This is a genomic window from Aquincola agrisoli (assembly GCF_036621135.1).
Lineage (GTDB): Bacteria > Pseudomonadota > Gammaproteobacteria > Burkholderiales > Burkholderiaceae_C > Aquincola > Aquincola agrisoli.
Genome location: NZ_JAZIBG010000036.1, coordinates 327,191 through 345,454, shown reverse-complemented (window position 1 = coordinate 345,454; position 18,264 = coordinate 327,191). Strand labels below are relative to the sequence as shown.

16 protein-coding genes are annotated in these 18,264 nt (G+C 71.3%); 7 read left to right on the top strand and 9 right to left on the bottom strand.

Going from position 1 to position 18,264, the window contains the following annotated elements:
• The first annotated feature begins 107 nt into the window (after nt 1–107).
• The 5 genes from V4F39_RS18135 to V4F39_RS18115 are packed head-to-tail and all read left to right on the top strand — an operon-like array spanning nt 108 to nt 9,512.
• Nucleotides 108–2,333 (top strand): ABC transporter substrate-binding protein, encoded by a 2,226-nt coding sequence (locus V4F39_RS18135; protein ID WP_332291167.1) that lies wholly within the window; start codon nt 108–110, stop codon nt 2,331–2,333.
• A 24-nt stretch (nt 2,334–2,357) separates the two neighbouring features.
• Nucleotides 2,358–3,341 carry an ABC transporter permease gene (locus V4F39_RS18130; protein WP_332291166.1) on the top strand — a complete coding sequence of 328 codons (984 nt, stop codon included), beginning with the start codon at nt 2,358–2,360 and terminating at the stop codon, nt 3,339–3,341.
• Between the two features lie 14 nt (nt 3,342–3,355).
• Nucleotides 3,356–4,807: an ABC transporter permease gene (locus tag V4F39_RS18125; protein ID WP_332291165.1), complete on the top strand. Its 1,452-nt coding sequence runs from the start codon at nt 3,356–3,358 to the stop codon at nt 4,805–4,807.
• A gap of 1 nt (nt 4,808) precedes the next feature.
• Nucleotides 4,809–6,695, top strand: coding sequence for an ABC transporter ATP-binding protein (locus tag V4F39_RS18120; protein WP_332291164.1), 1,887 nt, complete (start codon nt 4,809–4,811; stop codon nt 6,693–6,695).
• A gap of 57 nt (nt 6,696–6,752) precedes the next feature.
• Nucleotides 6,753–9,512, top strand: coding sequence for a TonB-dependent receptor domain-containing protein (locus tag V4F39_RS18115; RefSeq protein WP_332291163.1), 2,760 nt, complete (start codon nt 6,753–6,755; stop codon nt 9,510–9,512).
• A 6-nt stretch (nt 9,513–9,518) separates the two neighbouring features.
• Here the strand turns inward: V4F39_RS18115 and V4F39_RS18110 are convergent, their stop codons facing one another.
• The 7 genes from V4F39_RS18110 to V4F39_RS18080 form a co-directional block, all read right to left on the bottom strand.
• Entirely contained in the window at nt 9,519–10,277 is a 759-nt protein-coding gene (locus V4F39_RS18110) for a 3-hydroxyacyl-CoA dehydrogenase (RefSeq protein WP_332291162.1), read from the bottom strand.
• A gap of 71 nt (nt 10,278–10,348) precedes the next feature.
• Nucleotides 10,349–11,002: an adenylate kinase gene (adk, locus tag V4F39_RS18105; protein ID WP_332291161.1), complete on the bottom strand. Its 654-nt coding sequence runs from the start codon at nt 11,000–11,002 to the stop codon at nt 10,349–10,351.
• Between the two features lie 111 nt (nt 11,003–11,113).
• Nucleotides 11,114–11,869 (bottom strand): 3-deoxy-manno-octulosonate cytidylyltransferase, encoded by a 756-nt coding sequence (gene kdsB / locus V4F39_RS18100; RefSeq protein WP_332291159.1) that lies wholly within the window; start codon nt 11,867–11,869, stop codon nt 11,114–11,116.
• Nucleotides 11,866–12,048, bottom strand: coding sequence for a Trm112 family protein (locus V4F39_RS18095; protein WP_332291158.1), 183 nt, complete (start codon nt 12,046–12,048; stop codon nt 11,866–11,868). Before V4F39_RS18095 ends, kdsB begins: the two co-directional genes overlap by 4 nt.
• Nucleotides 12,045–13,073 (bottom strand): tetraacyldisaccharide 4'-kinase, encoded by a 1,029-nt coding sequence (lpxK, locus tag V4F39_RS18090; RefSeq protein ID WP_332291157.1) that lies wholly within the window; start codon nt 13,071–13,073, stop codon nt 12,045–12,047. The genes V4F39_RS18095 and lpxK overlap by 4 nt, the downstream gene beginning before the upstream one ends.
• Nucleotides 13,074–13,084: 11 nt before the next feature.
• A complete protein-coding gene (locus tag V4F39_RS18085) occupies nt 13,085–13,534 on the bottom strand; it encodes an ExbD/TolR family protein (protein WP_332291156.1) in 450 nt (149 codons plus the stop codon).
• Nucleotides 13,531–14,160 (bottom strand): MotA/TolQ/ExbB proton channel family protein, encoded by a 630-nt coding sequence (locus V4F39_RS18080; RefSeq protein WP_332291155.1) that lies wholly within the window; start codon nt 14,158–14,160, stop codon nt 13,531–13,533. Before V4F39_RS18080 ends, V4F39_RS18085 begins: the two co-directional genes overlap by 4 nt.
• Before the next feature lie 385 nt (nt 14,161–14,545).
• Here V4F39_RS18080 and xseA point away from each other — a divergent pair, with 385 nt between their 5' ends.
• Complete coding sequence (xseA, locus tag V4F39_RS18075) at nt 14,546–15,856, top strand: exodeoxyribonuclease VII large subunit (protein WP_332291153.1); 1,311 nt, start codon at nt 14,546–14,548, stop codon at nt 15,854–15,856.
• Between the two features lie 103 nt (nt 15,857–15,959).
• Entirely contained in the window at nt 15,960–16,541 is a 582-nt protein-coding gene (locus tag V4F39_RS18070; protein WP_332291151.1) for a superoxide dismutase, read from the top strand.
• Here the strand turns inward: V4F39_RS18070 and V4F39_RS18065 are convergent.
• Together V4F39_RS18065 and V4F39_RS18060 are read right to left on the bottom strand one after the other, a co-directional pair.
• A complete protein-coding gene (locus tag V4F39_RS18065; RefSeq protein WP_332291150.1) occupies nt 16,538–17,530 on the bottom strand; it encodes a DUF72 domain-containing protein in 993 nt (330 codons plus the stop codon). The genes V4F39_RS18070 and V4F39_RS18065 overlap by 4 nt on opposite strands.
• Complete coding sequence (locus V4F39_RS18060; protein WP_332291149.1) at nt 17,527–18,153, bottom strand: TetR family transcriptional regulator; 627 nt, start codon at nt 18,151–18,153, stop codon at nt 17,527–17,529. The genes V4F39_RS18065 and V4F39_RS18060 overlap by 4 nt, the downstream gene beginning before the upstream one ends.
• Nucleotides 18,154–18,264: the final 111 nt, after the last annotated feature.

Below are 18,264 nucleotides of genomic sequence, written 5' to 3'. Positions count from 1 at the left end.
CGGCCCGCCGCATGCCGCCGGCGCTGGCACGGATGCTGCGGGGCCTGGGCATGGGCGCTTCTAGAATTTCCCGCCGGGCCGCTGGCCCGGGATGCAGGAGGTGGTGCATGGCGCTGGTGGGTGGGTTGCGCTGGGGGTGGGCGGTGGCCGCGGCGGTGCTGCTGGCCGCGTGCGACAACAACCCCTGGCCGGCGGGCGCCGCGGCCTCGAACACGCTCTATTCGGCCGCGCTGCAGAGCTCGCCCCGGCACCTCGATCCGACCGCGTCGTACTGGTCGAACGACACGCCGTTCACCTACCAGATCTACGAGCCGCCCTACGGCTACCACTACCTGAAGCGGCCGTTCGAGCTGGTGCCCAAGACGGCGGCGCAGGTCGTGCATCCGCGCTACGTCGACAAGGACGGCCGCCCGCTGCCCGACGACGCGGACAGCACGCTGATCGCCGAGAGCATCTACGACGTGCCGATCAAGCCCGGCATCCTGTTCCAGCCGCACCCGGCCTTCGCCAAGGACGAACAGGGCCGCTACCGCTACCACACCGACCACCCGATGGCGCCCGGCGAGCTCGGCGCGCGCCGCACGCCGATGGACTTCGAGCACACCGGCACGCGCGAGCTGGTGGCCGAGGACTTCGTCTACGCCCTCAAGCGCCACGCGACGACGCGCACCACGACCCCGATCTTCGGCCTGTTCGCGGAGTACGTCGTCGGGCTGCGCGAGTACGGCGAACGCGTGCGCGCCGAGGATGCCAGGCTGCGCGAGGGGCTGGACCCGGCGAGCCTGGACAAGCCCTTCCTCGACTTCCGCCGCTGGCCGCTGGCCGGTGCCACCGCGCCCGAGAAGCACCTGCTGCGCATCCGGATCAAGGGCAAGTACCCGCAGTGGAGCTACTGGATGCAGATGACCTTCACGGCGCCGCTGCCGTGGGAGGCCGATGCGTTCTACGCGCAGCCCGGCATGGCCGAGCGCGGCATCTCGCTGGACCGCTGGCCGGTGGGCACCGGCCCGTACATGATGACGGAGTTCGTGCAGGACCGGCTGCACGTGATGAAGCGCAACCCGAACTACCGCGGCGAGCCGTACCCGTGCGAAGGCATGCCCGGCGACAAGGAGGCCGGCCTGCTCGACGACTGCGGCAAGCCGACCCCCTTCATCGACACCATCGTGCTGACGGTGGAACGCGAAGGCGTGCCGCTGAAGAACAAGTTCCGCCAGGGCTACTACGACGTCGAGGTGTTCGAGCGCACCGACACCGGCAAGGACTACCTCATCGACATGCAGGACTCCGACGACGTGCGTCGCGAGTACACCGACAAGGGCTTCCGGCTCGAGAGCTTCTCCGACGTCAACAGCTACTTCATCGGCTTCAACATGCTCGACCCGGTGGTGGGCGAGGGCGACTCGCCGGCGCAGGCCGAGCGCAACCGCAAGCTGCGCCAAGCCATCTCGATCGCGATCGACTGGGAGGAGTACTCCAAGGTCTTCCCGAAGAGCGCCGGCGACGCCGCGATGAGCCCGCTGCCGCCGGGCATCTTCGGCTCGCACGAGGGCCAGCCGGGCTACCACAACCCGGTCACGCACCGGCTGGTCGACGGCCGGGTCGAGCGCCGGCCGATCGAGGACGCCAAGCGCCTGATGGCCGAGGCGGGCTACCCCAACGGCCGCGATGCGAAGACCGGCCGCCCGCTGGTGCTCAACTACGACTTCTACGCACCGGCCACGCCGGAGCGCAAGCCGGGCATCGACTGGGTGGTGCGGCAGTTCGCCAAGATCGACATCCAGCTCGAGGTGCGCGCGACCGAGAACAACCAGTTCCAGGACAAGGTGCGCAAGGGCACCTACCAGATCTACTGGCTGGGCTGGAACGCCGACTACCCCGACGCCGAGAACTTCCTCTTCCTGCTGTACGGCCCGAACGGCAAGACCAGGCACGACGGCGAGAACACTTCCAACTACGCCAGCCCGGTGTTCGACCGGCTCTTCACGCGCATGAAGTCGCTCGACGACGGCCCCGAGAAGCAGCGTGTCATCGACGAGGCCGTGCGCACCGTGCAGGTCGACGCGCCGTGGACGATGGGCTACTTCCCGCACGCCTCGGCGGCGGTGCAACGATGGGTGCACAACTCCAAGCCGGCGATCCTGGTGCGCGACCAGGGGCGCTACCTGCGGCTCGACGTGCCCGAGCGCGCGGCGCGGCAGAAGGCGTGGAACGAGCCCGTCTGGTGGCCGCTGCTGCTGATCGCCGGCGGCCTGGCCGCGCTGGTGCTGGTGGCCGCGCGCAGCCTGCGCCGCCGCGAGCGGACGAACGCACGCGGCGACGTGCTGGCTTGAAGCGAAAGAGCAGGTCCCGCCTCCATGCTGTCCTACATCCTGCGCCGCATCGCCTACGGCGCCCTGATCCTGCTGGGCGTGAACCTGGCGACCTTCTTCCTGTTCTTCACCGTCAACACGCCCGACGACATGGCGCGCCTGAACCTCGGCGGCAAGCGCATCACGCAGGAAGCGGTCGAGAAGTGGAAGGTCGAGCGCGGCTACGACAAGCCGCTGTACTGGAACACGCAGGCGTCCGGCACGGCGCAGCTCACCGAGACGATCTTCTGGGACCGCTCGGTCTCGCTGTTCGCGCTGGAGTTCGGCCGGGCCGACTCCGAGAGCGCCGGCGACATCGGCGCCGAGGTGGCGACACGCATGTGGGTGAGCCTGCAGATGGCGCTGCCGCTGTTCATCCTGCAGGTGATCGCGAGCACCGCGTTCGCGCTGCTGCTGGTGATGCTGCGCGGCACGCGGCTCGACGTGTGGGGCGTGGTGGCCTGCGTGGTGATGCTGTCGATCTCCAGCCTCTTCTACATCATCGTCGGGCAGTTCCTGTTCTCGCGCGTGCTGAAGCTGGCGCCCATCTCCGGCTACGCGCCGGGGCTCGACGCGGTGAAGTTCCTGCTGCTGCCGATCCTGCTGTCGCTGGTGGCGCGGCTGGGCGGCGAGGCGCGGCTCTACCGCGCGATGTTCCTGGAGGAGATCGGCAAGGACTACGTGCGCACCGCGCGCGCGAAGGGGCTGTCGGAGATGCGGGTGCTGTACCGGCACGTGCTGCGCAACGCGCTGATCCCGATCATCACCAGCGCCGGCAGCTACCTGCCCTACGTGTTCCTCGGCAGCCTGGTGTTCGAGAGCTTCTTCGGGCTGCCGGGGCTGGGGGCCTACGTGATCGAGGCGATCGGCAAGCAGGACTTCGCGATCGTGCGCACGATGGTGTTCCTCGGCTCGCTGCTCTACATCGCCACCTACGTGCTCATCGACATCGCCTACACCTGGGCCGACCCCCGGGTGCGGCTCGGCTGAGGAAGGCGCCCGACATGCCCAAGTTCGTACCGCTGTGGACCGACGTCGCCGTGTGGCTGATGCTCGCCGCGCTGGCCGCGTACGCGGTGATGGTGCTGCGCAAGCCCGCGCTGGCCGTCAACTGGCGCAAGGTGTTCCGCGATCCGGCGGCGCTGTCGTCGTCGGTCGTCCTCGTGCTGTGCCTGGGCGTCACGCTGGTGGACAGCATCCACTACCGCCCGCTGCTGCCGCCGGCGCCCGGCGTGGAAGGCGCGGCGCCCGCCTACGAGGCGCGCGTGCGCTCGCTGCTCGACGCCTGGCTCTGGGACCTGGTCGAGTCGCGCGAGTCGACGTACTCGCATCCGCTCGCCACCGAGAGCTGGAACCGCGAATCGGTTGAGGTCGACGGCCGCGTGGTGCGCACCGCGCCGCGGCTGAAGTTCGGCGGCGCGCACCTGCAGGACCCGGCCCGCGAGCACGTGGGCGACGTGGCCCGCCTCGCGCTCGCCGGCCTGGCGGCGGGCGCGGCCGTGGCGCTGGCGCTGTCGGCGCTGCTGGTGCTGGCGCTCGCCCGGGCGCGCCGCGCCGGCGCGGCGGAGACCGCACGCTCGATCCTGCACCGCGAAGGGCCGGTGCCCTGGCATGCGCTGCTGTGGACGGTGCTGGCGGTGGCGCTGGTGGCCGGCCCGAGCGTGATGCTGTCGGGGCCCTACCACCTGATGGGCACCGACCGCACCGGCAACGACGTGCTCTACCAGGCGCTCAAGAGCATCCGCACCGCCTTCGTGATCGGCTCGCTCGCGACGATCGCCACGCTGCCGCTGGCGGTGGTGCTGGGCATCATGGCGGGCTACTTCAAGGGCTGGATCGACGAGGTGATCCAGTACGTCTACACCGTGCTGTCGTCGGTGCCCAACGTGCTGCTGATCGCGGCCTGCGTGCTGATGGTGCAGGTCTTCCTCGACAAGCACCCCGAGCTGTTCGAGACCGGCGCGGAGCGTGCCGACCTGAAGCTCTTCCTGCTGTGCGTGGTGCTGGGCGCCACCGGCTGGGCGGGGCTGTGCCGGCTGCTGCGCGGCGAGACGCTGAAGCTGCGCGAGCTGGAGTACGTGCAGGCGGCCAGCGCCTTCGGCGTCGGCCCTGCGCGCATCATGGTGCGGCACATCTTCCCGAACGTGGCGCACCTGATGCTCATCGTCACGGTGCTGGAGTTCTCGTCGCTGATCCTCTACGAGGCCGTGCTGTCCTACGTGGGCGTGGGCGTCGACCCGTCGATGAACAGCTTTGGCGGCATGATCAACCTGGCGCGCAGCGAGATGAGCCGCGACCCGGTGGTGTGGTGGTCGTTCGCCGCGGCCTTCGGCTTCATGGTGACGGTGGTGCTGGCGGCCAACCTGTTCGCCGATGGCGTGCGCGATGCGTTCGATCCGCGGGCCCGCACCTTCCGCGCACGTGCCGTGCGCCAGCCGGCAGGCAAGGGGGCCTGAGATGCTGAGTGCCGAGAACCTGCAGGTCGAACTGGACGGCGAGGCCGGCATCGTCCGGGCGATCGACGGGCTGGACCTGGCGATCCGCCGCGGCGAGACCTTCGCGCTGGTGGGCGAGTCCGGCTGCGGCAAGAGCATGACGGCGCTGGCGCTGATGCGCCTGCTGCCGGAGAACGGCGCGGTGACGGCCGGGCACGTCGCGCTTGACGAAGCCGGCGCCGCCGGCGGGCGCATCGACCTGCTCGGCCTGCCCGAGTCGCGCATGCGGCGGGTGCGCGGCGGGCGCATCGGCATGATCTTCCAGGAGCCCTCGACCAGCCTGAACCCGGTGATGAAGGTCGGCGACCAGATCGTCGAGGCGATCGAGGCGCACACGCCGCTGCGCGGCGCGGCCGCGTGGGCGAAGGCGGTGGAATGGCTGGGCCGCGTCGGCATTCCGGAGCCGCAGCGGCGCGCCGGGGACTACCCCTTCCGCATGAGCGGCGGCCAGAAGCAGCGCGTGATGATCGCGATGACGCTGGCCACCGAGCCCGATCTCCTGGTCGCCGACGAGCCGACCACCGCGCTGGACGTGACCATCCAGAAGCAGATCCTCGACCTGCTGCGCGACCTGCAGCGCGAGCAGGGCCTGGGCCTGCTGCTGATCACCCACGACCTGGCCGTGGTCTCGGGCATGGCCCACCGCGTCGCGCTGATGTATGCGGGCCAGATCATCGAGGTGGCCGAGGCGCGCGACTTCTTCGCGCACCCGCGCCATCCCTATGCCCGGGCGCTGCTCAAGGCGCTGCCCGACGCGCAGCGGCGCGGGCAGCCGCTGCAGGCGATCCGCGGCACGGTGCCGCCGTTGACACAGGCCTTCGCCGGCTGCCGCTTCGCGCCGCGCTGCGACCGGGTGATGCCGCACTGCGCAACGACGCCGCCGGCGCTGGTGGAAGCGGCGCAGCCGGGCGGGGCGCCGCACCCGGTGCGCTGCCTGCTCTACGTCGACGGGCCCGAAGCCGCAGGCCCGGGCCCGCTGCCCGAGGAGGAGCCCGCCGCCGGCCCGGCCGTCTCGCCGCAGGCGCGGGCGCAACCCGCCGCTCCCCTGCTCGACGTCGCCGGCCTGCGGGTGCGCTTCCCGATCCGAAAGGGGGCGCTGCAGCGCACGGCGGGCTGGTTCGACGCGGTCGACGGCATCGGCCTGCGCATCGGCGCGGGCCGCACGCTGGCGCTGGTGGGCGAATCCGGCTGCGGCAAGACGACGGCGGGCAAGGCCATCGTGCAGCTGCTGCGCGGCCAGGCGCGCATCGAAGGGACGGCGCTGCTGGAGGGCAGCAACCTCTTCGAGCTGACGGGCGACGCGCTGCGCGCCGCGCGCCGGCAGGTGCAGATCATCTTCCAGGACCCGTTTGCCTCGCTGAACCCGCGCATGCGCGTGTTCGAGGTGCTGGAGGAGGGCCTGGTCTCGCTGCGGCCCGAGATGGACGCGGCGGCCCGGCGCGCGCGCGTCGAGCAGCTGGCCGGGCAGGTCGGCCTGCGTGCCGACGCGCTGCTGCGCTTTCCGCACGAGTTCTCCGGCGGCCAGCGCCAGCGCATCGCCATTGCGCGGGCGCTGGCGGTGGAGCCCCGCCTGATCGTCTGCGACGAACCGACGTCCGCGCTCGACGTGTCGGTGCAGGCGCAGATCCTCAACCTGCTGAAAGACCTGCAACGCACGCTGGGCGTGAGCTATCTTTTCATCACCCACAACATCGGCGTGGTCGAGTACATCGCGGACGAGGTGGCCGTCATGCAGGCCGGGCGCATCGTGGAGCAGGGGGCGGCGTCCGAGGTGCTGGCGGCCCCGCGGCACGACTACACGCGCCGCCTGCTCGCCGCGGTGCCGCGCTTGCACCGCACGGGGCCTTGAGCGCGGCTGCGGATGTCCGAAAAGACAGGCACCTTGGCAGTCATCAGAGGAGCACGCATGTTGAAGAGAACGGTCCTCCGGAGCACCGCTGCCGGCTGCATGCTGGCGACGGTGGCCGCGTGGGCGCAGGACGGCAGCCAGCGCGTGGAGGTCACCGGCTCGGCCGTGCGGCGCATCGACGCGGAAACGGCGCTGCCGGTGCAGATCCTCCACCGTGCCGACATCGAGCGCAGCGGCGCCACCTCGCTGGCCGAGCTGATCCAGAACCTGCCGGCGATGCAGGGTCACGTGAACCTGTCGCAGTCGGTCGGCGGCGGCGGCGGCGGCTATGCAGATGCCTCGATCCACGGCATCGGCGGCGAGCGCACGCTGGTGCTGCTCAACGGCCGGCGCATGGCCGCCTGGGCCGGCCAGAACTTCACCGGCTTCACCGCGGGGACCAACCTCAACACCATCCCGCTGGCGGCGGTGGAGCGGGTGGAGATCCTGACCGACGGCGCCTCGGCGATCTACGGCGCCGACGCGATCGCCGGCGTCGTCAACTTCATCCTGCGCAAGGACCTGGAGACGGGCACCGCGAGCCTCAACCACTCGATCCCCAAGGGGGGCGCGGGCCGCAACACGGTGCTGAGCGCGACCAAGGGCTTCGGCAGCCTGGAACGCGACGGCCACAATACGCTGCTGTCGATCAGCCACGAGCGCCAGCAGCACCTGCTGGCGCCCGAGCGCAGCTTCTCGCGGCGGGGCACCATCCCGTTCGGCCAGGACGGCAAGCGCTACGTGTTCTTCAACGGCAGCGTCTACGGCGCGCCGGCCAACTACATCATCGTGGACCCCGAGACGCAGGGCGGGGTGCGATTCAACGCGGGCAACGGCTACCTGAACCAGAACCAGGCCTGCGCGCGGGGACACGTCGCCGTGGACGGCTTCTGCCAGTTCGACTTCGTCCCGACGATCGAGACGCTGCCCGAGGCGGAGCAGACTTCGCTCTTCGGCTCGTTCAGCAAGTCGCTCGGCGGCACGAAGCTGCTGCAGTTCGATGCCGTGTACTCCGAGCTGAGCGTGACCTCGCGCATCGCGCCGGCGCCCGTGGGCGCGCAGATCCCGACGGGCAGCGCGCTCTACGACCTGTACATGCCCGGTGGCGCCCAGGCCCTGGACCCGACCGCCACCTACGGCGACGACCTCTACGCGTACTGGCGCGGCATCGACACCGGCAAGCGCACGGTCGACGACCGGACCCGCACGCTGCACCTGTCGGCCTCGCTGAGCGGCACGGCCGGCGCCTGGGAGTACACCGGCGCGCTGACCCGCTCGCAAAGCCGGTGGACGAAGGAGTACCTCGGCGGCTACCTGAAGCAGAACGAGCTGACGGCCGCCGTGGGCAGCGGCGCGCTGGACCCGTTCCTGCTGCCCGGGCAGCAGGGCGCCGCGGGCAACGAGGCCCTGGCCGGCATGCAGTACCTCGGCACCTTCGCGCAGGGCTGGTCGACGCTGACCTCGGCGGAGCTGCGCGGCGCGCGGCCGCTGTTCTCGCTGCCCGGCGGCCGGGCGCAACTGGGCATTGGGGCCGATTTCCGCCGCGAGTCGATCGAGTACCGGCCCAGCGAGATCGCGCAGGGCGTCACCAACGCCATCGCGGGCGACACCGCGCAGGACCGGCCCTACGACGCCGCGCGCAACGTGTGGGGCCTCTACGGCGAACTGGTGCTGCCGGTGACGCGCACGCTCGAGTTCACCGCCGCGCTGCGCCATGACGACTACAGCGACTTCGGCACCACCGACAACGCCAAGCTGGCGGTGCGCTTCCAGCCGAGCCGGCAGTGGCTGCTGCGCGGCTCGTTCAGCACCGGCTTCCGGGCGCCCGAGCCACCGCAGCTCGCGGCGGGCCGGCAGTACTTCGGCAAGACGGGCGGGGCCTACAACTGCCCGCAGGCGGCGCTCGCGGCGCTGAAGGCGGTCGATCCGCTGGTGGCCTGCGCCCCCGACGGCTCGCAGTACGACGTGATCGCCGGCGGCGCCAAGGACCTGCAGCCGGAGAAGTCGCGCCAGCTGAGCGTCGGGCTGCGCTTCGAGCCGGTGGCCTGGGCCTCGGTCGGGGCCGACCTCTGGCACGTGCGCATCAAGGACCGCATCCTGGAGCTGTCGGAGTCTGCGGTGATGGCCGACGATGCCGCGTACCTGAAGAACTTCACCGTCTTCGTCGACCCCGGCACCAACCGTCATCTGGTCGCGCTGTACCTGCCCAACGAGAACCTCGGCGAGGAGCGCTACACCGGCATCGACTGGGACGGGCGGCTGACGTTGGACACGCCGTTCGGCCGGCTGGTCAACACGCTGAAGTGGTCACACATCTTCAGCTACAAGTATCAGCGCGAGTCCGGCGGCGCCTGGCATTCCAGCCTGGGCCGCTACGAGGACGGCAAGACGACCTTCCGCAACCTGGTGCGCCTGTCGGGCACGCTGTACAGCGGCGCCTGGCAGAACACGCTGACGCTGAACTACCGCTCGGGCTACCGGGATGCGGACTGCACGGCCGATGCCTGCGGGCTGGTGCGCGAGCTCAACCCCGACGGCTCGCTCGGCGACGTGGTCGACATGACGGGCCGCCGGGTGTCGAGCTACACCACGGTGGACCTGCAGACGCGCTATGCCGCCAGCAAGGCGCTGACGCTGACGGCCGGCATCCTGAACCTGTTCGACCGCGACCCGCCGCTGTCGCTGAAGATCGACGGCGGCCACCAGATCGGCTACGACAACCGCTACACCGATCCACGCGGCCGCACGCTGTACCTCAACGCGCAGTACGCGTTCTGACGGCGCTCACTTCGGCGCCATGCGGATGGCGCCGTCGAGGCGGATCACCTCGCCGTTGAGCATGTCGTTGGTGACGATCTGGTGCACGAGCTTGGCGTAGTCCTGCGGCGTGCCCAGGCGCGACGGGAAGGGCACGCTGGCGGCGAGCGCGTCCTGCACCTCCTGCGGCATCGAGAACAGCATCGGCGTGCCGAAGATGCCCGGCGCGATCGTCATGTTGCGGATGCCGCTGCGCGCCAGGTCGCGTGCGATGGGCAGCGTCATGCCGACCACGCCGCCCTTGCTGGCGGAATAGGCCGCCTGCCCGATCTGGCCGTCATAGGCGGCGACGCTGGCGGTGCTGATCAGCACGCCACGCTCGCCGGTCGGCTCGGGCTCGTTGCGGCTCATGGCCTCGGCTGCCAGGCGGATCATGTTGAAGGTGCCGACCAGGTTGACGTTGATCACCTTGGCGAACAAGGCCAGCGCGTGCGGGCCGTCCTTGCCGACCGTCTTGGCGGCCGGCGCGATGCCGGCGCAGTTGACCAGGCCCATCAGCTTGCCCAGCGAGACGGCCTGGGCCACGACGGCCTGGCCGTCGGCCTCCTGGCTGACGTCGCACTTGACGAAGGCCCCGCCCAGCTCGGCGGCCAGCGCCTCGCCCTTGTCGACCTGCAGGTCGGCGATGACCACCTTGGCGCCGTGGGCCGACAGCATGCGCGCCGTGCCTTCGCCCAGGCCCGATGCGCCGCCGGTGACGATGAATACCTTGCCCGCGATCTCCATCTCGATCTCCTGAAAGTAAAAAGCCGCCCAGGGGCGGCATGCGGTGCTCGTCGTGCCGTGCGCGCCGGGCGTCAGCCCAGCGCCTGGAGCGCGCGGGCGGTGATCTCGTCGACGCTGCCGGTGCCGCTGATCTTGCGGTAGCGCGGCGCCTGGGGATCGCCGGTGGCGGCCCACTGGGAGTAGTAGTCGACCAGCGGGCGGGTCTGGCTCTGGTACACGTCGAGGCGCTTCTTGACGGTTTCTTCCTTGTCGTCGTCGCGCTGGACCAGGTCTTCGCCGGTCACGTCGTCCTTGCCTTCGACCTTGGGCGGGTTGTACTTGACGTGGTACGTGCGGCCCGACGGCTGGTGGGTGCGGCGGCCGCTCATGCGCTCGATGATGGCCTCGTGCGGCACGTCGATCTCGAGCACGGCGTCGATCTTGACGCCAGCGGCGCGCATCGCGTCGGCCTGCGGGATGGTGCGGGGAAAGCCGTCGAACAGGAAGCCGTTGGCGCAGTCGGGCTGCTGGATGCGCTCCTTCACGAGGGCGATGATGAGGTCGTCGCTGACGAGGCCGCCGGCGTCCATCACCTTCTTGGCTTCGATGCCGAGCGGCGTGCCGGCCTTGACGGCCGCGCGCAGCATGTCGCCGGTCGAGACCTGCGGGATGCCGTACTTCTGGCACAGGAAGGTGGCCTGGGTTCCTTTGCCGGCGCCCGGCGCCCCCAGCAGGATCAATCTCATCGGTGTCCTCGTGTTGCAGTGTTCTGTCGCCGGGGTTCTTGGTCTCCTACCCTCGGTCCTCAGTGATGGAAGATAACACGCACACCCTGCGCGAAGCTGACGCGGCGCGGCCTAGCGGCCGACGAGCGCGCGCACGCGTTCGAGGTCTTCCGGCGTGTCCACGCCGGGCGCCGGCAAGGCGTCGCTGCAGTGCACGGCGATGCGTTCGCCATGCCACAGCACCCGCAGCTGCTCCAGCGCCTCGATGCCTTCGAGCGGCGAGGGCGGCAGCGTGGGGAAGCGGCGCAGGAAGCCGGCACGGTAGGCGTACAGGCCGACGTGCCGCAGCGGCGCGGGCGTGGGCAGCGCCGGCGTGCCCGGCTGGCTGCCGTCGCGCCACCAGGGCAGCGGTGCGCGGCTGAAGTACAGCGCCCGCGACTGCGCATCGAGCACGACCTTCACGACGTTGGGGTTCGCGAAGTCGGCCTGCGTGTCGATCGGGTGCGCGGCCGTGCTCATCACGCAGTCGCCGCGCGCGCGCAGCTGCGCGACGCAGGCGACGACCAGCGCCGGGTCGATCAGCGGCTCGTCGCCCTGCACGTTGACGACGATGTCGTCGCCGTCGAGGCCCAGCAGCCCGCAGGCCTCGGCCAGCCTGTCGCTGCCGCTGGCGTGGTCAGTGCGGGTCAGCAGCGCGCGGATGCCGTGCGCCTCGCAGGCCGCGACGATCTCGGCATCGTCCGCCGCGACGACCACCTGGGCGGCGCCGGCCAGCAGGGCGCGCCGGGCCACGTGCACGACCATCGGCACGCCGCGGATGTCCGCCAGGGGCTTGCGCGGCAGGCGGGTCGATGCCAGCCGCGCCGGGATCAGGACCGAGAAGCTCATTCGAGGCTCCGCGCCTCGCCTTCGAGCATCACCGGCAGGCCGTCGCGCACCGGGAAGGCCAGCCGGTCCGCGCGGCAGGCGAGCTCGACGGGCTGGCCCGCTTCGTCGCGCAGCATTTCGAGCGGGCCCTTGCAGACGGGGCAGACCAGCAGGTCGATCAGGCGGTGGTCGAGCGTCATGGCGTGGGGGGCGGGGGGAGCAGGGCGGAAAGGGCCGCGGCGAAGCCGGGCGGGGGCTCGAAGTCTAGCGTGGCGACCCACACGCGCGGGGCGCCCGCGAGGCGCTCGGGGCGCAGCTTCACCGCGTCCTTTTCGGTGAGGACGACATCGGCCGTGCCGGGGGGCCACGGGAGTTCGGCGAAGCCGTGGTGGTCGGGCAGGGGCAGGCGCCGGATCGACAGGCCCTCCCGCTCCAGCATCGTGAAAAAGCGCTCCGGCGCCGCGATCCCGGCCGTTGCCAGCACGGGCCGGCCCAGCAACGCCGACCAGGGCTGCGCCGGCGCACCTGCCCACCAGTCCGCCAGCGCCGTGGCCCCCGCCAGCCGGCGCTGCGCGGTCCAGCCCGGCAGCGGCGTGCTCGCGGCGGCCGCGTTGTAGAGCACCAGCGAGCGCGGCGGCACCTCGCCGGGCAGGGGTTCGCGCAGCGGCCCGGCGGGCAGCAGCAGGCCATTGCCGGCGCCGCGTTCGTCGAACACGATCACCTGCGCATCACGGGGCAGCCGGTGGTGCTGCAGCCCGTCGTCGGACACCACGATGTCGACCTGCGGATGGGCCTGGCGCAAGGCCTGCAGCGCGGCGACGCGGTCGCGCCCCACCCAGACCGGCGCGCCGGTGCGCAGGTGGATCAGCAGCGGCTCGTCGCCGGTCTCCGCCGCCGGCCGGTCGGCGCGCACCGGGGCCGTGCCGGCCGCCTGGCGGCCGTAGCCGCGCGAGATCACGCCCGGTGTCCAACCCGCGTCGCGCAGCAGGCGCACGAGGGCGATGACGGTCGGCGTCTTGCCCGCGCCGCCGGCGATCAGGTTGCCGACGACGACCACCGGCACGCCGGGCGCGGGGCCTGCCGGCGTGTGTTGGCGGTGCCACGCGGCCAGGGTGGCGTAGAGCCACGACAGCGGCTGCATCAGCCGCGCGCCCGCCGTGGGCGGCCGGCGCCACCACTGGCGCTGCACCCAGGCGGCGATGCGCGAGGACGGGGCTGCGGCCATGGGGCGCCGTCTCAGCGGCCGGGCGCTGCGGTGTCGGTCCCGGCCTGGGTCGCGAAGGTCACGCGTGTCAGGCCGGCGCGCCGCGCCGCGTCGAGCACGTTGATCACGGCCTGGTGTGCCGCGGTCGCGTCTGCCGAGACGACCACGGACGGACCGCCGTCGGGCCCGCCCGCGGCGGTGCCGGCGGCCGCGGCCATGGCGGCGGCGAGCAGGTCGACGCTGCGTCCGTCGAGGGCCTGGCCGTCGAGCGCGTACCGCCCGTCCGCCGCGACGGTGACGACGATCTCCCGGGGCCGGTCGCGCAGCGGCTCGGCCTGCGCCACCGGCAGCGAGACCTGCAGCTCGGTGAACTTCGAGTACGTGGTCGACAGCATCAGGAAGATCAGCACCACGAGCAGCACGTCGATGAACGGGATCAGGTTGATCTCCGGTTCCTCGCGGCGGGCGCGGCGGAAGTTCATGCGGGGCTGCGCACCGCGAACCGCATCAGGTGCGGCACCAGGCGCTCGGCCGCCTGCTCGAGGTCGATCGCGTATTCGTCGATGCGGCCGCGGAAGTACCGGTAGAACATCAGCGAGGGGATCGCGACGATCAGGCCGAACGCGGTGTTGTAGAGCGCGATCGAGATGCCATGCGCCATCTGCACCGGGTTGCCGGCGCCGGGCGCCTGCGCCCCGAAGATCTCGATCATGCCCACCACGGTGCCCAGCAGGCCGAGCAGCGGCGCGGCGGTGGCGATGGTGCCGAGCGTGTTCAGGTAGCGCTCCAGCCGGTGCAGCACCACGCGGCCGGCATTCTCCAGCGACTGGCGCAGCGCTTCCTCGGTGATGCGCGGCTCGGCGATCACGCTGCGCAGGCCCGCTGCCAGCACCTGCCCCAGCGCGGAATTCGCGGCGAGCTTGTTCACCACGTCATGCCCCGGCAGGTTGGAGCGGGTGAGGGTGAGCACCTCGTCGAGCAGGCGGGGGGGCGCGACGCGCAGCGGCCGCAGGCTGGCGATGCGCTCGATGACCAGGGCCAGCGCCACCACGGAACAGGCGATCAGCGGCCAGATTGGCCAACCTGCGGCTTGTATGATCGAAATCACTGTCTTCCAGGGGATTGACGCCGGTTCCGCAGGGGCCGGCCGTGAAGCGAGGCGGGATTATGGGCCATGCCTGCGGGGCGTCCCGGACACCCGCGTGCCGTGCGAAACCCGACCGGCGCACCCCCTGTTCTTGGGGTGCCGGACTTGACAAGCCTTCAATCCACGAACGCTGTGGATAACTTTGTGGGCAACTGGAGGCCGCGGCCCGCCAAGGCGCAAAAACACTGGGCCCGGCACAGTTTGCTGCAGTTTTGAGCACGAAAATTCCATTGAAAATCAATAACTTAACTGAAGATGTCAGCACGGTGACCAGTGCACCGGCCCGCGAGCCCAGCATTGGCGCGGTTGTGGAGTTCTCGGGCCTCGCCGATCGGGCGTTTGCCGGATGAACACGCCCGCGCGGGCCGCGCCGGCGCGGCAGGTCTGGGGCGTGGCCGCGCTGCTGCTGGCGGCGGGCGATGCGCTCGCGGCGCGTTTCGGCGCGGTGTCGGTGCGGGGAGAGCTGTCGGGCTTCACCCGCGCGCCGAGCGGGCACTGCTACTTCACGCTGAAGGACGCCGACGGCGCCGCGGGTGCGCTGCGCTGCGCGATGTTCCGCCGCGTCGCGGCGATGGTCGACTTCACGCCGCGCGACGGGCAGGAGGTGGAGCTGCGCGGCCGCATGGCGGTGTACGAGGCACGCGGCGAGCTGCAGCTCGTCGTCGAGGCGATGCAGTCGGTGGGTGCGGGTTCGCTGTACGAGCAGTTCCTGCGGCTGAAGGCACGGCTGGAAGCGCTGGGCCTGTTCGACCCGGCGCGCAAGCGGCGGCTGCCGCGCTTCCCGCGGCGCGTGGGCGTGGTCACCTCGCTGGGGGCCGCGGCGCTGCACGACGTGCTGACGGCGCTGGCGCGGCGCGCGCCGCACGTCGAGGTGGTGGTGTACCCGAGCCTGGTGCAGGGCGCCGAGGCGCCGGCCGCGCTGGTGGCGGCGCTGGGCCGGGCCGCGCAGCGCGCGGAGGTCGACACGCTGATCCTGGCGCGCGGCGGCGGCTCGCTGGAGGACCTGTGGGCCTTCAACGACGAGCAGGTCGTGCGGGCGGTGGCGGCCTCGCCGATCCCGCTGGTGTGCGGCGTCGGGCACGAGACCGACGTGACGCTCGCGGATTTCGCGGCCGACCTGCGGGCCCCCACGCCGACGGCGGCGGCGGAGCTCGTCGCGCCTGCGCAGGCCGAGTCGCTGGCGCAGCTCGAGGCGATCGCGCACCGTCTGCGCACGCTGGTGCACCGCCGGCTCGACAGCCAGGCCCAGCACCTCGACCGCCGTGCGATGCAGCTGGCGCGGCCGGCCCAGGCCCTGGCGCGGCACGCGCAGCGCCTCGAACTGCTCGACGCACGCCGGCAGCAGGCGCTGCGGCAGTGGCTGCAGCGGGCGGTGCAGTCGCAGGAGCAGCTGCAGGCCCGGCTGCAGCGGGCCCAGGCGGTGCGGCTCGCCTCGGCCGACACGCGCTTGCAGACGCTCTCGGCCCGGCTCACCGCGCTCGATCCCCGGCGTGTGCTGCAGCGCGGCTACGCCTGGGTGACGGGCGAGGACGGCCGCGCGATCGTCTCGGCCGCCACGCTGGCGCCGGGCGCGCGGATTGCCGCGGTATGGCGCGACGGCAGCGCCCAGGCGGTCGTCGAAGCGGTGCAGCCCGCATCTCCCGACTCGCTCGTGTGACCATGGCACCTGGCCGCGGCCTGCGCGGCGGGGCGCTGCCTACAATGCGCCGCCACTAGCTCAACCCGTCGGCACGAGCCGGCTCAACAACGAGGACATCTTCATGGAACACGTGCTGCCCCCCCTGCCTTACGCGATCGACGCGCTGGCGCCGCACTACAGCCAAGAGACGCTCGAGTACCACCACGGCAAGCATCACAACGCCTACGTGGTGAACCTCAACAACCTGCAGAAGGGCACCGAGTTCGAGAACATGTCGCTCGAGGACATCATCAAGAAATCCTCCGGCGGCATCTACAACAACTCGGCCCAGATCTGGAACCACACCTTCTTCTGGAACTGCATGAAGCCGCAGGGCGGCGGTGAGCCGTCGGGCGCGCTGGCCGCGGCGATCAACGCCAAGTGGGGCTCCTACGCCGCGTTCAAGGAAGCGTTCGTCAAGAGCGCGGTCGGCAACTTCGGCTCGGGCTGGACCTGGCTGGTGAAGAAGCCCGACGGCTCGGTCGACATCGTGAACACCGGCGCCGCCGGCACCCCGCTGACCACCGCCGACACCGCGCTGCTGACGGTCGACGTGTGGGAGCACGCGTACTACATCGACTACCGCAACCTGCGCCCGAAGTTCGTCGAGACCTTCCTCGACAAGCTGGTGAACTGGTCGTTCGCCGAGAAGAACTTCGGCTAATCAGCCGGGGCCTGCCGCAGGACCTCGCGCGCCAGCTCGATCACCGAGCACGGCGCCGAGCCTTCGGCCTTGTTGTTGATGCCGACGTAGGCATCGAAGCCGGCGGCCAGCGTCCCGGCGATCACGCGGGCGAGCGCCTCGCGCGTCGGCAGGTCGGGGGCCTGGATGCGGTCGAACGGCTCCCACAGCCCCTTGGCCTGCGCATAGCGCAGGCCGCGCTGCAGGTTCCAGCGGCACACCAGGTCGCCCGGCCACATCGCCCGCAGCATCGGCAGCTGCGTCGACACCGGCGGCATGCGATCGTGCAGCCCTGCGCAGTAGCGCACGCCATGCCGCTGGAGCAGCTTGGCCAGTGCCGGTGTCAGCAGCTCGGGGTCGCGCACTTCGAGCGCGGCCCGCGCCGAGGCGGGCAGGGCAGGCACCACGGCCCGCCACAACGCATCGAGCCGGGCATGGAAGGCAGCCTCGTCGGCCAGCCATTCGAGCGGCAACGGCGAGAGCTGGAACACCAGCACGCCGAAGGCCGGTCCCAGGCCCTGCACGGCGGGCGTCACCGCCTCGGCGAGTGCCACCCGCGGATCGAGGAACAGCGGATTGGCCCGCAACGCTTTGCCGTTGGCAGGATCGCGCACGGTCGCGTCGGTCACCAGCGCGGGGGCCTTCACGATGAAGCGGAAGCCCTCGGGCACTTGCGCCGCGAACCCCGTATAGGCGGCCGCCTCGAGCGGCCGGTAGAAAGCCCGGTCGAGGCTGACGGTGCGCAGCAGTGGATGGCGGGCATAGGCGGTCAGGCCGCGCTTGGCGAGCGTGGATTCGCCGTAGGCCCGGCCCCAGACCAGGCCGTTCCAGCCGGGGAAGCTCCAGGAGGAGGTGCCCAGGTGCAGCCGGCCTCGGAAGCGGCGGTCGAGGTCGCTCGCCAGCGCATGGAGCTCCGCCGGCACCTCGGCCGCGGCCAGGCCGCCGGCGTCGCCGAACAGGCCGCCGCTCACGCCGGGCGGCTCGCGGAGAGGCCCGCCAGGTAGGTGTCCAGCGTCAGCATCCCGGTCTCGACGAGGTCGAAGGCCTGCGGATCCATGATCCAGTTCTGCAGCAGCCCGTCGACCAGCGCGTGCAGGCCGAGCGCGATCTGCGCCGGCGACACGGCGCGGCCGATCTCACCGTGCAACTGCGCCTGCTGCATCAGGTACTCGAGCCGGCCGGCATGGTCGCCGCGGCACTGCAAGTGGCGGTCGCGCACCGCGCTGAGCTCGTCGACGTATTCGACCTTCTGGGTCGCGATCTCGATCACTCGGCGCGCGCGCTCGTCCTCGCTGACCAGGCGGAAGACCGTGCGCACCTTCTCGCGCACCTTCTCCAGGGCCAGGCCCGGGCCCACCGGCTCGCGTTCCCCGGTGTCTTCCTCCAGGGGCAGGCAGACGCGGTCCATCATCGTCATGAAGACGTCGGCCTTGTCCTTGAAGTGCCAGTACACGGCGCCGCGTGTCACGCCGGCGGCCTGCGCGATGTCGTGCAGCGAGGTCCGCGACACGCCTTGGCGCTGAAACACCAGCTCGGCAGCATCCAGGATGCTGTTGCGGGTGATGAGGGCGTCCTCTTTCGTCTTCCTTACCATCGTGTGCGGCTGCGAGTCCCGGGCCCGCCCAGATGGGGCCAACTTCCATACATTCTAGGCTGTATGTATACTCGCCGCCTTGCGTTTGCGGGTTAACCCGCAGGCGGCGCT